At 72.9% G+C, this 18,319-nt stretch carries 16 protein-coding genes and 1 tRNA gene; 10 read left to right on the top strand and 7 right to left on the bottom strand.

The window, feature by feature from the left end:
• Positions 1 to 160: 160 nt before the first annotated feature.
• Both NNW99_RS24005 and NNW99_RS24000 read right to left on the bottom strand, forming a co-directional pair.
• Positions 161 to 1,561: a HAMP domain-containing sensor histidine kinase gene (locus NNW99_RS24005; protein ID WP_215121183.1), complete on the bottom strand. Its 1,401-nt coding sequence runs from the start codon at positions 1,559 to 1,561 to the stop codon at positions 161 to 163.
• Complete coding sequence (locus tag NNW99_RS24000; protein WP_215121182.1) at positions 1,558 to 2,262, bottom strand: response regulator transcription factor; 705 nt, start codon at positions 2,260 to 2,262, stop codon at positions 1,558 to 1,560. The genes NNW99_RS24005 and NNW99_RS24000 overlap by 4 nt, the downstream gene beginning before the upstream one ends.
• Positions 2,263 to 2,360: 98 nt before the next feature.
• On the opposite strand from NNW99_RS24000, the gene NNW99_RS23995 reads away from it, so the two are divergent.
• On the top strand, positions 2,361 to 2,879 hold the full coding sequence (locus tag NNW99_RS23995) for a hypothetical protein (protein WP_215121181.1): 519 nt from the start codon (positions 2,361 to 2,363) through the stop codon (positions 2,877 to 2,879).
• 37 nt (positions 2,880 to 2,916) lie between these two features.
• Here NNW99_RS23995 and NNW99_RS23990 read toward each other — a convergent pair whose 3' ends face one another.
• Positions 2,917 to 3,786 (bottom strand): spermidine synthase, encoded by an 870-nt coding sequence (locus NNW99_RS23990; RefSeq protein WP_215121180.1) that lies wholly within the window; start codon positions 3,784 to 3,786, stop codon positions 2,917 to 2,919.
• A 64-nt stretch (positions 3,787 to 3,850) separates the two neighbouring features.
• Positions 3,851 to 4,201, bottom strand: a complete 351-nt coding sequence (locus NNW99_RS23985; protein WP_215121179.1) for a hypothetical protein — start codon at positions 4,199 to 4,201, stop codon at positions 3,851 to 3,853.
• A gap of 253 nt (positions 4,202 to 4,454) precedes the next feature.
• Here NNW99_RS23985 and NNW99_RS23980 point away from each other — a divergent pair, with 253 nt between their 5' ends.
• Positions 4,455 to 5,915, top strand: coding sequence for a hypothetical protein (locus NNW99_RS23980; protein WP_215121178.1), 1,461 nt, complete (start codon positions 4,455 to 4,457; stop codon positions 5,913 to 5,915).
• A gap of 243 nt (positions 5,916 to 6,158) precedes the next feature.
• On the opposite strand, the gene NNW99_RS23975 is transcribed toward NNW99_RS23980, so the two are convergent.
• Entirely contained in the window at positions 6,159 to 6,752 is a 594-nt protein-coding gene (locus NNW99_RS23975; RefSeq protein ID WP_215121177.1) for a histidine phosphatase family protein, read from the bottom strand.
• Positions 6,753 to 6,941: 189 nt separating this feature from the next.
• Here NNW99_RS23975 and NNW99_RS23970 point away from each other — a divergent pair, with 189 nt between their 5' ends.
• From NNW99_RS23970 to NNW99_RS23940, 7 genes are all read left to right on the top strand, one after another.
• The gene (locus tag NNW99_RS23970) at positions 6,942 to 7,967 is read left to right on the top strand and encodes a phosphatase PAP2 family protein (protein ID WP_215124437.1); all 1,026 of its coding nucleotides are present in this window, start codon (positions 6,942 to 6,944) and stop codon (positions 7,965 to 7,967) included.
• A complete protein-coding gene (locus NNW99_RS23965) occupies positions 7,918 to 9,039 on the top strand; it encodes a hypothetical protein (RefSeq protein WP_215124438.1) in 1,122 nt (373 codons plus the stop codon). The genes NNW99_RS23970 and NNW99_RS23965 overlap by 50 nt, the downstream gene beginning before the upstream one ends.
• A complete protein-coding gene (locus NNW99_RS23960) occupies positions 9,030 to 10,622 on the top strand; it encodes a hypothetical protein (protein WP_215121176.1) in 1,593 nt (530 codons plus the stop codon). Before NNW99_RS23965 ends, NNW99_RS23960 begins: the two co-directional genes overlap by 10 nt.
• Before the next feature lie 199 nt (positions 10,623 to 10,821).
• Complete coding sequence (locus tag NNW99_RS23955; protein ID WP_215121175.1) at positions 10,822 to 12,162, top strand: AAA domain-containing protein; 1,341 nt, start codon at positions 10,822 to 10,824, stop codon at positions 12,160 to 12,162.
• Between the two features lie 306 nt (positions 12,163 to 12,468).
• Complete coding sequence (locus tag NNW99_RS23950; protein ID WP_031107874.1) at positions 12,469 to 12,837, top strand: hypothetical protein; 369 nt, start codon at positions 12,469 to 12,471, stop codon at positions 12,835 to 12,837.
• Between the two features lie 141 nt (positions 12,838 to 12,978).
• The gene (locus NNW99_RS23945) at positions 12,979 to 13,578 is read left to right on the top strand and encodes a bifunctional DNA primase/polymerase (protein WP_215121174.1); all 600 of its coding nucleotides are present in this window, start codon (positions 12,979 to 12,981) and stop codon (positions 13,576 to 13,578) included.
• Positions 13,569 to 13,642: transfer RNA gene (locus NNW99_RS23940), tRNA-Lys, on the top strand. Before NNW99_RS23945 ends, NNW99_RS23940 begins: the two co-directional genes overlap by 10 nt.
• Before the next feature lie 70 nt (positions 13,643 to 13,712).
• On the opposite strand, the gene NNW99_RS23935 is transcribed toward NNW99_RS23940, so the two are convergent.
• On the bottom strand, positions 13,713 to 15,008 hold the full coding sequence (locus NNW99_RS23935; protein WP_251057919.1) for a M6 family metalloprotease domain-containing protein: 1,296 nt from the start codon (positions 15,006 to 15,008) through the stop codon (positions 13,713 to 13,715).
• A 277-nt stretch (positions 15,009 to 15,285) separates the two neighbouring features.
• Between NNW99_RS23935 and NNW99_RS23930 the strand changes: the two genes are divergently transcribed.
• The gene (locus tag NNW99_RS23930; protein WP_215121173.1) at positions 15,286 to 17,175 is read left to right on the top strand and encodes a bifunctional diguanylate cyclase/phosphodiesterase; all 1,890 of its coding nucleotides are present in this window, start codon (positions 15,286 to 15,288) and stop codon (positions 17,173 to 17,175) included.
• On the opposite strand, the gene NNW99_RS23925 is transcribed toward NNW99_RS23930, so the two are convergent.
• A complete protein-coding gene (locus tag NNW99_RS23925; RefSeq protein WP_215121172.1) occupies positions 17,151 to 18,257 on the bottom strand; it encodes an LLM class flavin-dependent oxidoreductase in 1,107 nt (368 codons plus the stop codon). The two genes, NNW99_RS23930 and NNW99_RS23925, sit on opposite strands and share 25 nt — an antisense overlap.
• Positions 18,258 to 18,319 lie beyond the last annotated feature (62 nt).

Genomic DNA, 18,319 nt, shown 5'->3' with positions numbered 1-18,319 from the left:
AGGGTTCGGCCACGAGGGTGTGGCGTGAAACCCGGTCGTAATCGACCAGAAATCAACTTGACCGAACACGGTGGCGCAATGACAGCCGTATGTCCGGTCATGCGTCAAGAGGCGTTGACTTCATTTGTCGAAACGTGACCGACCCGTGAGAGCGGCTCGGTCAGGCGGAGCGGGAGCGGTGGTAGGCGGCGGCCAGCCTGCCGGGCCGCCGGCGTCGCACCACCCCGCGCGGTCCCCTGCCGACCGGTGCCCTCCCGGTCGGCTGGATCCAGATCCGCACCTCGGTCCCGCCGAGCACGGAGGAGCCGATCCGTACGTCCCCGCCGGTCGACTCCGCGAGCCGGCGCACGATGTCCAGCCCGAGCCCGGTCGAGCCGTCGCTCCCGGAGCCGCGGCCCCGCGCCATCGCGGCCTCCGGGTCGGGTATGCCGGGGCCCGCGTCGGACACGAGGACGATCACCGCGTCCTCGCCGTTGTGCAGGTCGACCGCGAAGGCGGTGCCCTCCGGGGTGTGCCGGAAGACGTTGCCGAGGAGCGCGTCGAGCGCGGCGGCCAGGTCGGCGCGGGCCACGGGTATGCGCACCGGCCGCTCGGCCCCGGCCACCCGCCACTTGCGGCCCTCGTCCTCCGCCAGTGCCGACCAGAACGCCATCCGCTCCCGGACGACCTCGGCCGCGTCGCACCCGGCGCCCGGGCCGGCCGCGGCCGTCTGCGGCTTGGCGTCCCGGGCCGTACGGATGATGGTGTCGACCTCGCGCTCCAGTTGCTCGACGGCGGTCCGGGTCTGGTCGGCGGCCGGTCCCTCGCCGAGCGAGGCGGTGTTCAGCCGCAGCACGGTCAGGGGCGTACGCAGCCGGTGGGACAGGTCGGCCGCCAGCTCCCGCTCGTTCGCCAGCAGTTGGACGACCTGGTCGGCCATGGAGTTGAACGCGACCGCCGCGAGCCGCAGTTCGGTCGGGCCCTCCTCGGGCACCCGGGCGCCGAGCTTGCCGTCGCCCAGTTCATGCGCGCCCTCGACCAGGCGTTGCGCGGGCCGGACCATCCGCACGCCCAGCCGGTCGGCGACCGCGACCGAGCCGAGGATCAGCGCGACACCGACCCCGGCGAGCACCGCCCAGGCCGTGCCCAGGCCGTTGGTGACCTCGGACTCCGGCACATACACCTCGACCACCGCGATCTCGCCGGTGCTCAGCGCCACCGGCTGGAGCAGCGTCGAGCCGCCGGTGACGCCGGTGGTGGAGGCGCGGCCCAGCTTCCTTACGGCCGCGATGTCCTGGTCGGCGGCGCGCTGCCGTCCGAGCTCGATGGCGTCCTGGCCGTCGCCCGCCGGTATGTGCACGGCCATCCCGGCATCGGAGCCGGCGGAGGCGACGACCCGCTCCAGCTGGTCGCGGTCGGTGGTGATGGACAGGGCGGGGGCGACGGCGGCGGCCTCCCGCTCGGCGCCCGAGAAGGCGCGGTCCCGGGCCATCTCGCGGATGACCAGCCCGAGCGGCACCGCGAAGGCCAGCACGACCATGGTGGTCACCGCCAGCGACACCTTGACCAGGGCCCACCTCATCGCGGCACCTCCGCACCCGGTGGTTCGAGCTTCACACCGACGCCCCTCAGGGTGTGCAGATAGCGCGGGTTCGCGGCCGTCTCCCCCAGCTTCCTGCGCAGCCAGGACAGATGGACGTCGATGGTCTGGTCGTCGCCGTACGACTGCTGCCACACCTCGGCGAGCAGCTCCTTGCGGGGGACGACGACACCGGGCCGGCCGGCGAGGAAGGCGAGCAGGTCGAACTCGCGGCGGGTGAGGTCCAGCCGCGCGCCGTCCAGCTCGGCCTGGCGGCGCAGCGGATCGACGGTCAGACCGCCGACCCGGATCACCGGGGACGGCTCGCCCTCTCCCGCGCCGGAGCGGGCCCGGCGCAGCACGGCCGCCATGCGGGCCGACAGATGCTCGACCGAGAAGGGCTTGGTCAGATAGTCGTCCGCTCCCGCGTTCAGCAGCCGGACGATCTCCGTCTCGTCGTCCCGGGCCGTGGCGACGATCACCGGCACGTCGGTGATCCCGCGCAGCATCTTCAGGGCCTCGGAGCCGTCGAGGTCGGGCAGTCCGAGGTCCAGGATCACCACGTCGAAGCGGACATGGGCGACCTCGCGCAGCGCCTCCAGGGCCGTCCCCACGCTGCGCACGATGTGCGAGGCGTCGGTCAGGTGCCGGATGAGCGCCGAGCGTACGAACTGGTCGTCCTCGACCACGAGTACACGTGCCATGCGCCGCACCGTACGCCATCTCGAACAACCGGGTGCGGGCCTGTGGACAACTCCCGCTTGTGGACAACTCGTGGGACGCGTGGGGCAGTATGGCCGCGATGCGCAGAGGACTCGTACACGTACTGGCCTGGCTGCTCGCCACGGGCGCGGCGGTCACGCTGTCGTGGTGGGGTGTCCACACGGTGATGGCGGGCACGGCCTACGACCCGCCGCGCGCCCTGCCCATCAAGGCCGCCGACGCGACCAGGCAGAAGGCGGAGCCGTCGGCGACTCCGGCACGGAAGCCGAGTCCGCCGCAGCGCACCCCGAGCGCGCCGCCCGCCTCCCGGAAGCCGAGCCCGGCCCCCACGAAGCCGTCCAGCCCCTCCCCGACGGCCCCCGCGGCCTCCGCCCCCGGGGAGGTCAAGAGCTATGACACCGACGGCGGCCGGGCCGTCTTCGACCTCGGGCGGACCTCCGCCTCCCTGGTCTCGGCGACCCCCGGGGCGGGCTGGTCGATGCAGGTGTGGAAGACGGAGTCGTGGATCCGCGTGGAGTTCTCCTCGGGCGCGGACCGGGTGTCGGTGTTCTGCACGTGGCACGACGGCCCGCCGCGCGTGGAGATCGGGACCTACTGAGAGAAGTAGCCGGTGCCGTACGGAGTTACGTGCGGGGTCATCTGAACACCGACGCGGGCGGCGCCGGGGACGCCACCGCCGCGAGGTCCGTCACGGGCACGGCACCGCCGGTGAAGTCGGTGAGCGTCCTGCCGTGCTCGACCCGGCCGGGATGCGGGTCGGAGGCGGCACGGCGGGTCAGTTCGGCGACGGGCAGCGGGTGGTCGGAGGCGACCAGGACGGCGTTCCCGAACCGCTTGCCGCGCAGCACCGTCGGGTCGGCGACCAGCGCGAGTTCCTCGAAACGGGCGGCGGCGGTGGCGATCTGGCCGCGCAGATGGGCCAGCGGCGGCCCGTCGGCGAGGTTGGCGGCGTAGACACCGCCGGGCTTGAGGGCCCTGCGGACGTCGTCGAGGAACTCGGTCGAGGTCAGATGGGCCGGGGTCCGGGCCCCGCTGAACACATCGGTGACGACGAGATCGGCCCAGCCGTCCGGCACCTTGGCGAGGCCCTCGCGGGCGTCGACGGACCGCACCCTGATCCGCGCGTTCGAATCCAACGGCAGCTCACGGCGGACCAGTTGCACGAGGGCGGCGTCCCGTTCGACGACCTGCTGGGTGGAGCGGGGGCGGGTGGCGGCGACGTAGCGGGCGAGGGTGAACGCGCCACCGCCCAGGTGCACGGCGTGCACGGGCCGGCCCGGCGGGGCGGCGAGGTCGGCGACGTGCCCGAGCCGGCGCTGGTACTCGAAGGACAGGTACGCCGGATCGTCCAGGTCGACGTGCGACTGCGGGGCTCCGTCGATCACCAGGGTCCAGGCGCGGACCCGGTCGCGGTCGGGGATCAGCTCGGCGAGCCCGCCGTCGACGCTCTCGACGACGGCCTCCGCGTCGGCCTGTCTGCGCCGGCCGCTCTTCGACTTCCCCATGGGGTCATTATCGGGGTCGCGCGAGCAAGCGGGGCATACGCCCCGGGCCGGCGCCTCGGGCGCCTCAGCGACAGCTGTCCGCCGCCTTGATCATCCGGGCCGCCTCCCCCAAGGCCTCGCGCAGGACCGCCGGATCCGTCGCGAGGTCCGCCTCCCCGGGCGGCAGCAGCCAGTCCGAGCCCTCCACCGGCGGCTCGGGGGCCAGGGGCGTGCCGCGACCGTCGGTCCCGGTGCAGGTGCTCCCCGGCACGTCCCACGCCTCGGCCGTTCCCGGCGGCACCAGGAAGCCCAGAGTGCCGCCCCCGTCGTCGTGCAGGACGGGCCCGACGGCCTCCGCGGTGCCACGCCGCAGGATGTCGACCGCCTCCAGCCCCTGCCGGGCCGGCACCGTCACGACGTCGCAGCTGATCTCCATCCCGGCCTCCTCCCGATCCGCGGGGTTCAACGCCGCCGTCTGTCAACGGCTACGGCGGAAGTCGGCCGCAAAGGATGGCAGTTCATGGCAGATCACGTATGAGATATCCGGTTTGTAGCCAAACCCAGCGTGACGACTCCTGCACAGCAGGTACGTTCTTGCTCGCCGGACACAGGTCAAGGCCGTACGGACAACTCGTACAAGTTTCCCCATTTCCGGCATGGTTCGACGGTTCGCACGAAGGGACCCGGCCATGGCGTCGTCAACAGTGACCTCGTCCCAACCCGATCGGCCGCCACGGCCGAACCTCGTCTTCAGGCGGCTGCGCGGACAGCGCTCGCCGGCCGAGTTCGCCGCGGTGATCCGCCGGGCCGCCCTCGAGATCGGCGAGCAGGTGAGCTGTGACGCGCGGTACATCGGCCGCGTCGAGTCGGGTGAGATCCGCTGCCCCAACTACGCGTACGAACGGGTGTTCCTCCATATGTTCCCAGGCCGCACGCTCACCGACCTGGGGTTCGCGCCCCGCTCTTCGGTACGCGGACGCCGGGCGCGCGATAACCGCGACAACGAGGACGCGCCCCTGACGTGCACCACGAACCCGGCGAACGCCACGAGTGAGACCAGCGGGGCGTGCGAGCCGTATGAAACGCAGAACCCGTACGACCCGCACCACCCGCACGACACCTACGAGGAGAGCGACGTGCTACGTCGCGCATTCATGACCAGCGGGGGCGCCACGATGGCCGCCGCCTCGCTGGGACCCGTCGGCCTCGCCTTCGACGCGGCGGCGGCACAGCCCCCCGCGCGCCGCGCCGGGGCGAATGACGCGGGTGCCCTGGAGGAAGCGGTCCGCCGCATCCGGCTGCTCGACGACCGGCACGGCGCCGACGGCCTCTACCGCCGCGCCGCCGCCCCGCTGCGGGCCGCCTACGCCCTGCTGGACGCCGGCGCGACCCGGCAGACCACCGCGGACCGGCTCTACTCCGGCGCCGGTGAACTGGCCATCTCCGTGGGCTGGCTGGCCCATGACTCGGGACGCTTCGACGACGCCCGCTCCCACTACGCGGAGGCCCTGGCGACCGCCCGGATGACCGGCGATCCGGGCCTGGAGGCGCACGCCTTCTGCAATACGGCGTTCCTCGCGCGCGACGCGGGCCGGCCGCGCGAGGCGGTCCGGGCGGCCCAGGCCGCGCAGCGCGTCGCCCGGCCCGTGGCCTCGCCCCGGCTGATGTCGCTGCTCGCGCTGCGCGAGGCGGGCGGCTGGGCGGGACTCGCCGACCGCGTCGGCTGCGAACAGGCACTGGCCCGGGCGCAGGCCCTCTTCGACCGCGGCACCTCCGAGGCCGACCCCGAGTGGATGAGCTTCTACGGAGAGGCCGAACTGGAGGGCCTGGAGGCGCAGTGCTGGTCCGCGCTCGGCGACTGGCGCCGGGCGGCGCGGCACGCGCGACGGGCTGCGGACCTGCAGGATCCGCACTTCACGCGGAACATCGCGCTGTACACGGCGGAACTGGCGGACGACCTCGCGCGGGGCGGACGCCCCGACGAGGCCGCGGTGGCGGGGATGAAGGTGCTGGATCTGCTGGAGGAGGTCCAGTCGTCCCGCATCCAGACGATGCTGGCGGCCACGGCACGGGTACTGCTCCCGCATCGCAGGGCATCCGGGGTCTCGGCCTTCCTGGAACGGCACGCGTCGGCCCCGAGGGTCACCTAGGGCCTGTCGTTTGGATCACGCCGCAGACGCGGGGCCTGGCACGCACATCTGCCGCGTAGTCGTCACTCGCCGACTCCCCCACGCTCGGCTGCGCTCGCGCGGGCGGTGCCCCCATCGCGTCGACTCCCTCCTCCGCCTTGCAGCTGCACGCACCAGACCCCGCTCACGGCGATGACAAGCCACTGCCGATTCCCTGCGACCTGATCCAAACAACAGGCCCTAGCCACGCGAGGTGCCCGATGGCTAGCCGAGGTGTCCGAGGTCGTTCCAGCTCTCGATCGCCGGCTCGCCGTACGCCCAGCCCAGCACCGACAGGGAAGTCGGGTTGAGCCGTATCCGGGCCGCGAAGTCGATCGGCAGGCCCAGCCAGCGGGCTCCGAGGGTGCGCAGGATGTGCCCGTGGGCGAAGACCAGGACGTCACGGTCCTCTGAGCGGGCCCAGGAGACCACCTCGTCCGCCCGGGCCGTCACCTCGGCGAGGGTCTCGCCCTCGGGGACGCCGTCGCGCCAGATCAGCCAGCCGGGCCGGACGGTCTGGATGTCCGCCGGGGTCATGCCCTCGTAGGCCCCGTAGTCGACCTCGAGCAACGCGTCCCAGGCACGCGCGCGGTCGCCGAAACCGGCCAGTTCACATGTTTCACGCGCGCGTGACAGCGGGCTGGTGCGCACCTCGACACCGGGCAGGCCCTCGTACGGCGCCCGGTGCAGACGTTCGCCGAGCAGCTTGGCACCACGCCTGCCCTCCTCCAGGAGGGGTACATCGGTCCTGCCGGTGTGCTTGCCGGACAGGGACCACTCGGTCTGTCCGTGCCGGGCCAGCAGGATGCGCGGAGCCATGAGGGACCTTTCCGGGAGAAAAACGCGAGCGGAACTCCTCCATCATCGCGCACGCTGGTGACGGGCAACCCGGGGGGCGATCTCTGCGTCTTTGAGGTCCGGAGGGCGCCCCCAGGGCGCGCGAGCGCACCGTAAGGTGGCACGACCGGCCGGCGGGGAGCCGTGACGACGAAGGGGGAGGGCGATCGGATGCCGCACACCGAGACACCGGGCACCGAGGCGGCCCTTGCGCCCCGGCTGCGCTGGTGGACGGAGCTGCCGCTCATCCTGCTGGTGTACGCGTGCTACTCGGCGGGCCGGCTCCTCGTGCGGGGCGACGTCTCCGGGGCGGTCGACAACGGCCTGGCGATCCTGAAGATCGAGAAGGCCCTGTTCCTCAACGCCGAGCACCCGCTTAACCGCCTCTTCACACGCGAGGCATGGATAGGCATACCGGCGGACTTCTGGTACGCGTCGCTGCACTACCTGGTCACGCCGGCGATCCTCATATGGCTCTTCCGCTCCCGGACCGTGCGCTACCGCGCCGCGCGCACCTGGCTGTGGACGTCGACGTTCGTCGGCCTCATCGGCTTCACCCTGCTGCCCACCTGCCCGCCCCGACTCCTCGACGCGAGCCACGGCTTCGTCGACACCATGGCCCAGTACAGCTCCTACGGCTGGTGGGGCGGCGAGGCCAGCGCCCCGCGGGGCCTCGGGGGCATGACCAACCAGTACGCGGCCATGCCGAGTCTGCACGTCGGCTGGGCCCTGTGGTGCGGAGTGATGCTGTGGCGCTACGGCGGTACGCGCCTGGCGAAGACGGCCGCCGTCGCCTACCCGCTGATCACCACGATCGTGGTCATGGGCACCGCCAACCACTACTTCCTCGACGCGGTCGCGGGCGCGGCCGTCATGGGCGTCGGACTGCTGCTGGCGCCGCTGGTGATGCGCACGGCGGACCGGGTCAGGGCCCGCTTCCTGCCGCGGTTCGCGCCGGCCGCCCCGGTCACGGCGGACACCGCTTCCACGGCCCCTTCCGCATCCGCCCCCGCCGCCGCCTCGTCCGCCACTTCCGCGGCCTCTTCCGCCGCGGGTTCCTCGGATGTCAGTGCCGGATGCCAGACTTCCGCGGGTGAGCGAATTCCACGGCAGCGCGATGCGCGGTTCGGAGCGGGAGCCGAGCCGAGTGCCTCCCCCCAGGACGCGGGGGACGGCGCTCCGGCAGCGGCTCGCTGAGCTGCGCGGGCCCGACGTACCCGCGAAGGCACTGGACGCGCGCGCTCTGGCGGCGCTGGCCGCCAACCCCGGTTGTGAGCGGCGCGCGATCCTCGACGGTGCCGGGGTGAACAAGGCGGCGCTGGCCGGCGCGCTGGGGGCGCCGTCGGCCTTCGGGCAGTCGCAGTTCGCGCTCACCCGGGGCAACGCGTTCGAGGCGCGGGTCAAGGCCGACGGCGGCGCGGAGCTGCTGCGGCTGGTGCACGAGAAGCTGGACCCTGCCGCCGAGCCGCCCACCGAGGCGCGCGTGCCCGACCTGACCGCGACCGGCCCCCAGGGGCGCACGGCCCGTACGGCGCTGGAGCTGCGCGAGGCGGTCGAGCACCCGGGCGCGTGGACGCTGCTCGATCACCCGATGCTCGCGCTGGACGTCGCGGGCTCCCCCGCGTTCCTGGAGCCGGACGCGGTCGTGGTGCACCCCGACGGCAGCTGGACGGTCGTCGAGATCAAGTCCTTCCCGCTGCTGGACGGTTCGGCGGACCCGGCGAAGGTCGGGGCGGCGGCCCGGCAGGCGGCGGTGTACGTGCTGGCGCTGGAGGAGGTGGCGAAGCATCTGGATCCGGCCCCGCGCGTGCGGCACCGGATTCTGCTCGTCTGCCCCCGGGACTTCTCCAATCTGCCGGCCGCGTCCGCCGTCGACATCCGCAAGCAGCGCGCGGTGACGGCCCGCCAGCTGGCCCGGCTGACCCGTATCGAGGACATCGCCGACGAGCTCCCCGAGGGCACGTGCTTCTCGCCCGAGCTGCCCGCCGAGGAGCTGACGGCCGCCGTGGAGTCGGTCCCGGCGACGTACGCGCCCGAGTGCCTGTCCGCGTGCGAGCTGGCCTTCCACTGCCGGGGCCGGTCCCGGGAGGCGGGCGCGGTGACGACGCTCGGCCGCCCGGCGCGAGCGGAACTGGGCGGCCTGGAAACCGTGGAGGACGTCCTCGCGGCGGCCCGCGGGGAGGCCGGGGACCCCGGCGACCCGGCGGTGGCGGCGCTGCGGCGCGCGGCGGCCCTGCGCGCGGAGGCCCTGGAGGCGGCATGTCGCTGATCTCCACCCTGGCCCGGCTGGAGGCCGTCAGCACCGGGCGCGCCCAGCCAGCCGCCACCGTCCGGCACCGGCATCTCGGCGAGCGCCCGCTGGTGTTCGTGCCGCTCATCACCGCCGGTGAGGCCGGGGCCCCGCTCGGCGCGCTGGTCGGCACCGACCGGGACGCGCCGCGCCTCCTGGCCGTCCCGCAGCCCCGCGACCGCGACCTCAGGTTCGCGTTCCTGGCCGAACTGGCCGACGTGGTGCTGCCGTACGTCGACGCCTACGCCGAGGTCGTGGAAGCCGCCGAGCGCACCGAGACCGACCCGGAGACCGGAAAACGCGTCAAGGTCGAGGTCGACCTGTGCGCGGACGCCCCGCAGCTGATCGTGCCGAGCCGCGCGGGCATCGACCTGGTGCGGCTGCTCGGACGCTCCACGCGCTTCCGGCGTACGGCGGAACAGGACCCGGAAGCGCCCTATCCGGCGCCGCCCCGGGTGCCGTTGCTCGGGCGGTGGCTGACGCACTTCGGGGAGCGGGCCCGGGTGCCCGGCTCCTCGCTGCTGCTGGCGATGACCGACGTCCTGGGCCGGCACTGGGCGACCGGGCAGTCCACCCTGGAAGACCAGCATCTGGGGGCGCTGCTCGCCTGGATCGACCCGCCGCAAGGCCTGTCCGGCGCCGAGGCTGCACTGCGGGCCGAGCTGGAGCGGGACGAGCGGGGCCAGCTGACATGTCCCCCGGCCGGTCCGGCCACCGACCCGGCGTTCGACAACAAGCTGCTCGCCCCGGCCATCGAGCGCTACGACCGGGCCCGCACGGCCCACGCCGTCGCCGAGGACGGTCTGGAGGCCGACGACCGGCTCAGCTCGCTGACCGTGGCCGAGCGGGAGATCCGCGATCTGGTGCTCAGCCGCACCCGGCCCACCTGGGACGCGATCTGGCGCGGCCTGGACCTGCTGCGGGAGCTGCCCGCGGGGGCGCATGCCGAAGAGCGGTGGACGCGCGACCGCTGGTCCTTCACCGGCCACCGCGACCGGGTCCTGGCCGGCGAGCCCCCGCAGCCGCGCCGCGACGACGCGGTCACCGCGGCGAACAAGCTGGCCACGCGCGAGCGCGAACAGGCCCGGCTGGAGGCGCAGGAAGCCCTCGACGATCCGCTGGTGATGGCCGGACGGCGGCTGTCCGGGGAGGCGTTCGCGGGCGAGGTCACCGACGTCGTGATGACGTACAGCGACGGCAAGCGGCCGAGCCCCCGCCCTCTGGTCACGGTCCGTACGGACGACCGGCCGCATCTCGGTGAGCGGACGAAGGTGTACCGGTCGCTGGGCGGGAAGCCGCAGTCGGCGGAGTTCGTCGGGGACGAGGAGGACGGCGCGTACGTCGTGCTGCGGGTCCTCGACAAGATGGGCCGCGGCAAGGAGCCCGAGCCGGGGTCCGTGCCGGAGAAGGGCCACCGGGTCTGCTTCACGCTCTTCGAGCACGAGCAGCGGGGCGGGGCGAAGCTGCCCGACCCGGAGGAGACGCCGTGGACGCACGGCGGGCCGCCCGGCGAGTTGACGCTGGAGACGGCCGACCCGGTGACCGAGGAGGATGTGCTTTGAACCCTCCCTCTCGCGAACGAGCGGGATTCCTGGCTCACGCTGCTCGATTGCTCAGCGAGCGATCGAGTCTTCCGCGATCAGCACCAGCCGGGTTGGAACCAGCCCGGTTTCCCCAGAGATTGGAGGTTGTTGTGCTGGCTTGGTTCTCGCTCAGCACACCGCGATACTACCATCTGTCATACGAGCGGCACTGCCGGTGATGACTCAGGAGACCGCCTTCAACCCCGGCGCCGAAGCCGCCAAGGCCACCGACGCGATCCTCCACGACACGCTGCACGGCACCGCGCGCGGTGTCGTCGTCGACTCCCCGCCCGGTGCGGGCAAGTCCACGCTGGTCGTCCGCGCGGCACTGGAACTCGCCGAGGCCGGCCACTCCTTGATGGTCGTCGCGCAGACCAACGCCCAGGTCGACGACCTCGTCCTGAGGCTCGCCGAGAAGAACCCCGAGTTGCCGGTGGGCAGGCTGCACAGCAGCGACGCCGACCCGTACGACAAGGCGCTCGACGATCTGCCGAACGTCCGCAAGTCGGCGAAGGCGGGGGACCTCGCGGGGCTGGCCGTGGTGCTCTCGACGGCGGCGAAGTGGGCGCACGTCAAGGTCGACGAACCGTGGCGGCACGCGATCGTCGACGAGGCGTACCAGATGCGCTCGGACGCGCTGCTCGCGGTGGCCGGGCTGTTCGAGCGGGCGTTGTTCGTGGGCGACCCGGGGCAGCTCGACCCGTTCGCGATCGTGGGCAGCGAGCAGTGGGCGGGTCTCGCCTACGACCCGTCGGCCTCGGCGGTGACGACCCTGCTCGCGCACAACCCGGAGCTGCCCCAGCACCGTCTGCCGGTCTCCTGGCGGCTCCCGGCCTCGGCGGCTCCCCTGGTCTCGGACGCGTTCTACCCGTTCACGCCGTTCCGCAGCGGTACCGGCCCGGGCGACCGCGCTCTGTCCTTCGCCGTCCCGTCCGACGGCTCGGGCCCGGACCGGGTGATCGACGAGGCGGCCGTATCGGGCTGGGGCCTGCTGGAACTGCCCGCGCGGCACACCCCGCGCACGGACCCGGAGGCGGTACGGGCGGTGGCGACGGTCGTACGACGGCTGCTGGACCGGGGCGGCGCGGCGACGTCGGAACGCTCGACGGACCCCTCGCCCCTCACCGCCGACCGCGTCGCCGTCGGCACGGCACACCGGGACCAGGCGGCGGCGGTACGTGCCGCCCTGGCCGACCTCGGCGTCACCGACGTGGTCGTGGACACGGCGAACCGGCTGCAGGGACGTGAGTACGACGTCACGGTGGTCCTCCACCCCCTCTCCGGCCGCCCCGACGCCACGGCCTTCCACCTGGAAACCGGCCGCCTCTGCGTCCTGGCCTCCCGTCACCGCCACGCGTGCATCGTGGTGTGCCGGGCGGGGGTGAGCGACCTGCTGGACGACTATCCGTCGACGGAGCCGGTGCAGCTGGGGACGGTGGTGAAGTTTCCGGACGGGTGGGAGGCGAACCACGCGGTGCTGGCGCACTTGGCGGAGCACCGGGTCGTGTATCGGCCGTGATCCACACGCCCGTCTCCACACGCCCTCTCCGCCGGCCGGAGGCCGGCACGCCGCCGGAGGCGGCCGATGAATACAGCCCGGACGGGTGGGAGGCGAACCACGCGGTGCTGGCGCACTTGGCGGAGCACCGGGTCGTGTGGCGTTCGTAACGTGGCTGAACATCGCGGGTCCCGGCGGCCCCGACGAACGCCAGGTGGTGTGACAGCCGTACCCACTCCCGCGATGCCCACTTGCGCGCCCGCGAGACAATGGACGGTGGCCCACTCCACCTGGAGGGCCGTGCGCGACGTACGAGGAGGAGAAGACATGGCGGAGCCAACGCCGCGTCGGAACGAACCGCGGCTACGCCCCGCGCCCCTGCTCTTCGAGCCCGCGGAGGCGGCCTCCGATCCTGAGCACTTCTTCGACCTCGAGTCGATCGACGATCCCCGGGCCCTGCTGGCCCGGTCGACGGAGCTGACGCTGGCGTTCCGGGCCGCGGCGGACCGGGCCCTGGAGTTCCAGGCGATCGCGGCGGCGCAGCTCGCCGATCCGCGGCGGTTCGACCGGCTGACGACCGCGGACATCGCCGAGCGGGCCGAGTGGACCGAGGACTACGCCAAGAAGATGGTCGAGTTCGGCCGGGACCTGCTGCGGGGCGGGGTCGAGGGCCGGGGGCCCGTCGACCCGGTGTGACAGCGGAGGGCGGAAATCCGCCCCCTTCCCGATCGACGTGGCATATGCCAGGCGGGCAAGATACTCCCTCCCACCCCCTCCTGTCCCGGTTTCCCGCAACCCTCGGGAAGCGCATGCTCACGGCCGGTAGATGTAGATGTCATGAGCAGCGGATGGAACGCCTCCCATGTCACCCCGGACGGAGCCGCCTGGCTCGCTTCGGCAGGAACGTATCCGCGCAGCACGCTCTCCCTCTGGGAGGAGCGACCGGACGCGCCGATCGTGCTGCCCTGCGGGGCGGTCTTCGACGTGGTCAGCGCGCCCTCGGTGTTCGGGCGGCGGATGCTCGACCGGCTGTGGGACGACGGCCCCGGTTCGGGCCCGGTCGCGGAGTTCCGGGGCCGCATGCTGCTGTTCGCCGCGCCGGGCACGGCCCAGCGCCTGCCGGCGCTGCTGGAGTGGGAGGAGTGGGGCGCGCACGGCCGTGACAGCGGGGAGACCGGCCGCGCGGGCGCCGTACCGCCCCTGCTGTGTCATGGCACGGGCGACGCCGTGACCATCCCCGCACCGGTGGAGGTCGCCTCCCCCAGCCGCTCCGACTCCCGCTGGCTCGTCGCCCCCGACACCCGGCAGCCCTGGCTCCCGGGCCCCGAAGTCCTGCTGTGGGCGGCCGTGCGGGCGGCCCGTTCGGCGGTGCGGATTTCGATTTTTCCTCCCGCCGACCAGGGTGCTAAGGTCTACGATGTCAGCAGGCGCCGCTAGCTCAGTTGGTTAGAGCAGCTGACTCTTAATCAGCGGGTCCGGGGTTCGAGTCCCTGGCGGCGCACAGACGGTGAAAGGCCCCCTCGCGAGAGCGAGGGGGCCTTTCGCATGTCCGCGACGCTCTCGCGACGCCCTCATCGGCCCACCGTGATCTTCACCGTCCACGCGCCCGAAGCCGTACGCCCCTCCACCTCCACCCGCACCCCTTCCCCCGGCACCGTGAAGCTCTCCCCGAGGGCGATCGGCGCGTCCGCGAGGGGCGGGTACACCGAGTCCTCCCAGCACGCCTCGGTCCGCGGATGGGCGTCGATCACCTCGATGGGCCCGCCCCCGGACTGCGCCTCCCCCCGGACCCGGTAGACCAGCACCCCCTGCCGGCAGGCAGCCACGTCGTTGCCCACCGGCCCCCGCGCCTCGAAGGCGAGCACACTGTCGGGGCCCGTGCGCACCACCGCGAGCTTGGTGCCCCGCCCGAGACCGAAGACCGGCGCCCCTGCCGCGCCCGAGACCGGCACCCCGGGCGCCGCCGCCAGCGGCTCCAGGGTCAGCCGGGCGGGCCCGGCGTCCCGCACACACCGCACCTGCCGCGGATTGAGCCAGCCCAGCTTCCACTTGTGCCAGCCGAACAGGTCGGGGGCGAGTCCGAACTGGCTGCCCATCAGGTCCCAGTCCCCGACATGCGTGTCCCAGTCGCCCTTGCCGTCGGCGGGCCGGTGGTAGAGGTCGGGCAGATCGAAGACATGCCCGGTCTCATGGGCGAGGACGAGCCGGTCCGGCGGATGCTGTTCGAACACCGTGACGACCCGGCGCAGGTCGGTGCCGTCGGCCCGCATCGGGCTGGTGAGGTTGACGACCTTGGTCGCGTCGGAGTCCACGCCCGGCGCGTCCGGGTCGGCGACGAAGTAGACGACGTCGTAGCGCGAGAAGTCGACCTCCGGGTCGGCGGCGGAGAGCGCGTCCCGCAGATACGCGGCCCGGTGCTCGGCGCTCCAGTCGCGCTGTATGGCGTACGCCGTGGAGGGGCGCGGCATCTGGATCCAGTGGCCGAGCGGGTGCGGGCGCAGGGTGAAGCGGCCGTAGGAAGCCTGTTCGAAGAATCGGGTGGTGTCCGGGAAGTGGTCGGCGGTCAGTTCCTGCGGTGTGGTCAGCGGGCGGGCGTCCGGGAAGGACAGGAAGACCATGACCGCGTCCAGGGACCGGGCCGGTCGCGGATAGGCGGCGTTCCAGGTGTCCAGACCCTCCGAGTGGTGGGCGTCGGTGCGGGTCAGCGCGCAGGGCTCGGCCGAGTCGGGCCCGGCGGCCGAGTGGCCGGCGCCGAGGGAGGTCGCGGCGAGGGCCGACATGGTGGTGAACACGGCCGCGGTACTGCGCAGTCGGGCGCGCGAGAACTGACGCGGCACGGATACCTCCGGGTACGGTTCGCGGGACACCGCACCCAGCCTGTGGTGATTTGTAGTACTGCGCCCTGTTTGCCTGCACCAGTCGGGTGAAGGAGGCGAAAAATCGCGGACGCCGACACCCCAGAAGCACTCACGGAACGTCACAACTGGTCGGGGGCCTGAAGAAGCCGTCCAGGTGCGAGCAGAAACGATCTGGCAGAAGGGCCCGTTGGTCGGGAACACTGGACACCGGCTGGAAGGCCCTGGGGCCAGCCTCTATGATCGGCACACTTTCCTGACCTTTCCTGCACGGACAGAGATCGAATACATGCGGGAGCGAGCGGTGAGCGGAACCTCCGAAGGGCCCACACCCGCGGCAGACCTCGACCGGCCGGTCGTCACAGAGAGTGAGATCGATACGCCCCCCTGTACCGAGCACCCCCGTACCGAACACCCGGGTACCGGGCACCTGTCGCAGTCGCCCTATCGCTCCGTCTTCACGGCCGCCCCGCTCGCCATGGCCGTCGTGGACCGCGAGGGCACGGTCGTCAGCGCCAACGACTCACTCGCCGCGCTGCTCGGCACCGCCCCGGACGAACTCGCCGGGGCCGTCGCCGCCGATCTGGTCGACCTCACCTCCGACGCCCGCACCTGGCACACCTACCGCGAGGTGCTGCGCGGCCGGCAGTCCCGGCTGCGCTGCACCCGTCGCCTGAAGCACCCCGACGGGCACTCGCTGTGGGTGCAGGTGACGGTCGCCCCGCTGCCCGCCGAGGACCGGGGCGTACTGCTGTCGGTCGCCGACATCAGCTCCCGCCGGGAACTCCAGGCCCGGCTGCGGCACTTGCAGATGCACGACGCGGTGACCCGGCTGCCCAACCGCACCCTGTTCTTCGAACGCCTGTCGGCCGCACTGGAGGCCGAGTCGTACGAGCAGAGCGGCACGGGCCGGATCGGGCTGTGCTATCTGGACCTGGACGGCTTCAAGGCCATCAACGACACCCTCGGCCACCGGGTCGGCGACCGGCTGCTGGCCGCCGTCGCCGAGCGGCTGAGGCGCTGCGCGGACGAGACCGGCTTCGCCCGCACCAGCACCCCGCTGGTGGCCCGGCTCGGCGGCGACGAGTTCGCGCTGCTCGTCGAGGACTCCACCGGCACCGAACAACTGGCCGAGCTGGCCGAAGCCGTGCTGCGGGCTATCCAGGACCCCTTCGACATCTCCGGCCAGCGGCTGTCGGTGTCGGCGTCGATCGGGGTGGTGGAGCGGCACGCGGCCGGGACGACCCCGACCGCCCTGGTGCAGGCGGCGGACACGACGCTGTACTGGGCGAAGGCCGACGGCAAGGCCCGCTGGACACTGTTCGACCCGGAGCGCAACGCCCATCGCATGACCCGCCAGGCCCTCGCCTCCACGCTCCGGCCCGCCATCGACCGGGGCGAGTTCCGGCTGGAGTACCAGCCGCTGGTCGGCATGGAGGACGACCGGCTGCACGGGGTCGAGGCGCTCATCCGCTGGAATCATCCTCAGTTCGGCGTACTGACGCCGAATCGGTTCATCGGACTGGCCGAGGAGGACGGCTCGATCGTTCCGCTGGGCCGCTGGGTGCTGCGTACGGCCTGCCGGCAGGCCCGGCGCTGGCAGCGGGAGCATCCCGACGAGCCGCCGATCTTCGTCAGCGTCAATGTGGCGGTCCGCCAGGTCTGGGACTCGGACCTGGTGGCCGACGTGGCGGAGACCCTGGCCGAGACGGGCCTCGCGCCGCATCTGCTCCAGCTGGAGCTGACCGAGTCGGCGGTGATGGGCTCGGGCGGCCGGCCGTTGCAGGCCCTGAAGGCGCTCAGCGACATGGGTGTGCGCATCGCCATCGACGACTTCGGCACGGGCTACTCGAACCTCGCGTATCTGAGCCGGCTGCCGGTGTCGGTGCTGAAGCTGGACGGTTCCTTCGTACGGGGATTCCAGTACGACGACCGGGACACGGCGGCCCGCCCCAACCCCGCCGACGAGGTGGTGGTCGAGGCGATGATCCAGCTCGCGCACCGGCTCGGGCTGACCGTGACGGCCGAGTGCGTGGAGACCTCGGCCCAGGCGGTCCGGCTGCGGCGCATCGGCTGCGACACCGGACAGGGCTGGCTGTACTCCCGCCCGGTGTCACCGGACCGTATCTCCGAGCTGCTGGGCACGCCGGACGTTCAGGCGGGCGTCGGCAACCCGTAGGCGCCGGCGATGAGTTCGTAGGAGCGCACGCGGACGTCACCGCCGTGCGCGTTGGCCGTGATCATCAGCTCGTCGGCGCCGGTGCGCTTGGCGAGGTCGTCGAGGCCGGAGCGGACCTCGTCCGGGGTGCCGTGGATGACGTTGGCGTTCCAGGAGTCGACGAAGTCGCGCTCCATGGGGCTGAACTCGTAGGCCGCCGCCTCCTCGGGGCTGGGCACGAGGCCGGGGCGGCCGGTGCGCAGCCGGACCATGCTGAGGGCCGCGGCCAGCACCTGGCGGCGGGCCTCCTTCTCCTCGTCGGCGGCGAGGGCGGAGACGCCGATGAGGGCGTACGGCTCATCGAGCACGGCCGACGGCTGGAAGGACTCCCGGTACAGGTCCAGGGCGGGGAGGGTGTTCTGCGCCGAGAAATGGTGCGCGAAGGCGAAGGGCAGTCCGAGGACACCGGCGAGGCGGGCGCTGAAGCCGGAGGAGCCGAGCAGCCAGAGCGGCGGCCGGTGCGGGGACTGCACGCCGCCGGGGGACGTGGCCTGGATCGGACCCGGTACGGCGTGGATACGGCGGTAGCGATGCCCGTCGGGGAAGTCGTCGTCGAGGAAGCGGGTCAGCTCGGCGAGCTGCTCCGGGAAATCGTCGGCGCCCTCGTTCAGCCGGTCCGTGCGGCGCAGGGCGGCGGCCGTGGCACCGTCCGTGCCGGGGGCGCGGCCGAGGCCGAGGTCGATCCGGCCCGGGGCCATGGCCTCCAGCGTGCCGAACTGCTCGGCGATCACGAGCGGGGCGTGGTTGGGCAGCATCACGCCGCCCGAGCCGAGCCGGATGCGGTCGGTGTGGGCGGCGAGGTGGGCCAGGATCACGGCCGGGGACGACGAGGCCACACCCGGCATGGAGTGGTGCTCGGCGACCCAGTAGCGGTGGAACCCGCGGGCCTCCGCGAGCCGGGCCAGTTCGACGCTGGTGCGCAGCGCGTCGGAGGCGGTACGGCCGGCCCCCACGGTGACCAGGTCCAGTACGGAGAGGGGAACGGGAGCGCCGCCCTGCGCCGCGCCGCGTATCTCGTCGCCGCGTGTCTCGTCTGCCGCCACGGTGGGGTGCCTCCTGCTGTGGGCCGTGTGCTGTCGTCCCGGCTCTAACAGGGGACTGTCTC

Origin of the sequence: Streptomyces sp. CRCS-T-1, from assembly GCF_024442335.1 — a bacterium.
In the GTDB taxonomy this organism is placed as follows: domain Bacteria; phylum Actinomycetota; class Actinomycetes; order Streptomycetales; family Streptomycetaceae; genus Streptomyces; species Streptomyces koelreuteriae.
Note: the sequence above shows the minus strand (reverse complement) of the source record. Positions and strands in the feature narration are given on the sequence as shown.

Bases quoted from the DNA above. Each gene is read 5' to 3' on its own strand.
- NNW99_RS24005 (WP_215121183.1), bottom strand. From the start codon at position 1,561: ATGAGGTGGGCCCTGGTCAAGGTGTCGCTGGCGGTGACCACCATGGTC.
- NNW99_RS24000 (WP_215121182.1), bottom strand. From the start codon at position 2,262: ATGGCACGTGTACTCGTGGTCGAGGACGACCAGTTCGTACGCTCGGCG.
- NNW99_RS23995 (WP_215121181.1), top strand. From the start codon at position 2,361: ATGCGCAGAGGACTCGTACACGTACTGGCCTGGCTGCTCGCCACGGGC.
- NNW99_RS23990 (WP_215121180.1), bottom strand. From the start codon at position 3,786: ATGGGGAAGTCGAAGAGCGGCCGGCGCAGACAGGCCGACGCGGAGGCC.
- NNW99_RS23985 (WP_215121179.1), bottom strand. From the start codon at position 4,201: ATGGAGATCAGCTGCGACGTCGTGACGGTGCCGGCCCGGCAGGGGCTG.
- NNW99_RS23980 (WP_215121178.1), top strand. From the start codon at position 4,455: ATGGCGTCGTCAACAGTGACCTCGTCCCAACCCGATCGGCCGCCACGG.
- NNW99_RS23975 (WP_215121177.1), bottom strand. From the start codon at position 6,752: ATGGCTCCGCGCATCCTGCTGGCCCGGCACGGACAGACCGAGTGGTCC.
- NNW99_RS23970 (WP_215124437.1), top strand. From the start codon at position 6,942: ATGCCGCACACCGAGACACCGGGCACCGAGGCGGCCCTTGCGCCCCGG.
- NNW99_RS23960 (WP_215121176.1), top strand. From the start codon at position 9,030: ATGTCGCTGATCTCCACCCTGGCCCGGCTGGAGGCCGTCAGCACCGGG.
- NNW99_RS23955 (WP_215121175.1), top strand. From the start codon at position 10,822: ATGACTCAGGAGACCGCCTTCAACCCCGGCGCCGAAGCCGCCAAGGCC.
- NNW99_RS23950 (WP_031107874.1), top strand. From the start codon at position 12,469: ATGGCGGAGCCAACGCCGCGTCGGAACGAACCGCGGCTACGCCCCGCG.
- NNW99_RS23945 (WP_215121174.1), top strand. From the start codon at position 12,979: ATGAGCAGCGGATGGAACGCCTCCCATGTCACCCCGGACGGAGCCGCC.
- NNW99_RS23930 (WP_215121173.1), top strand. From the start codon at position 15,286: ATGCGGGAGCGAGCGGTGAGCGGAACCTCCGAAGGGCCCACACCCGCG.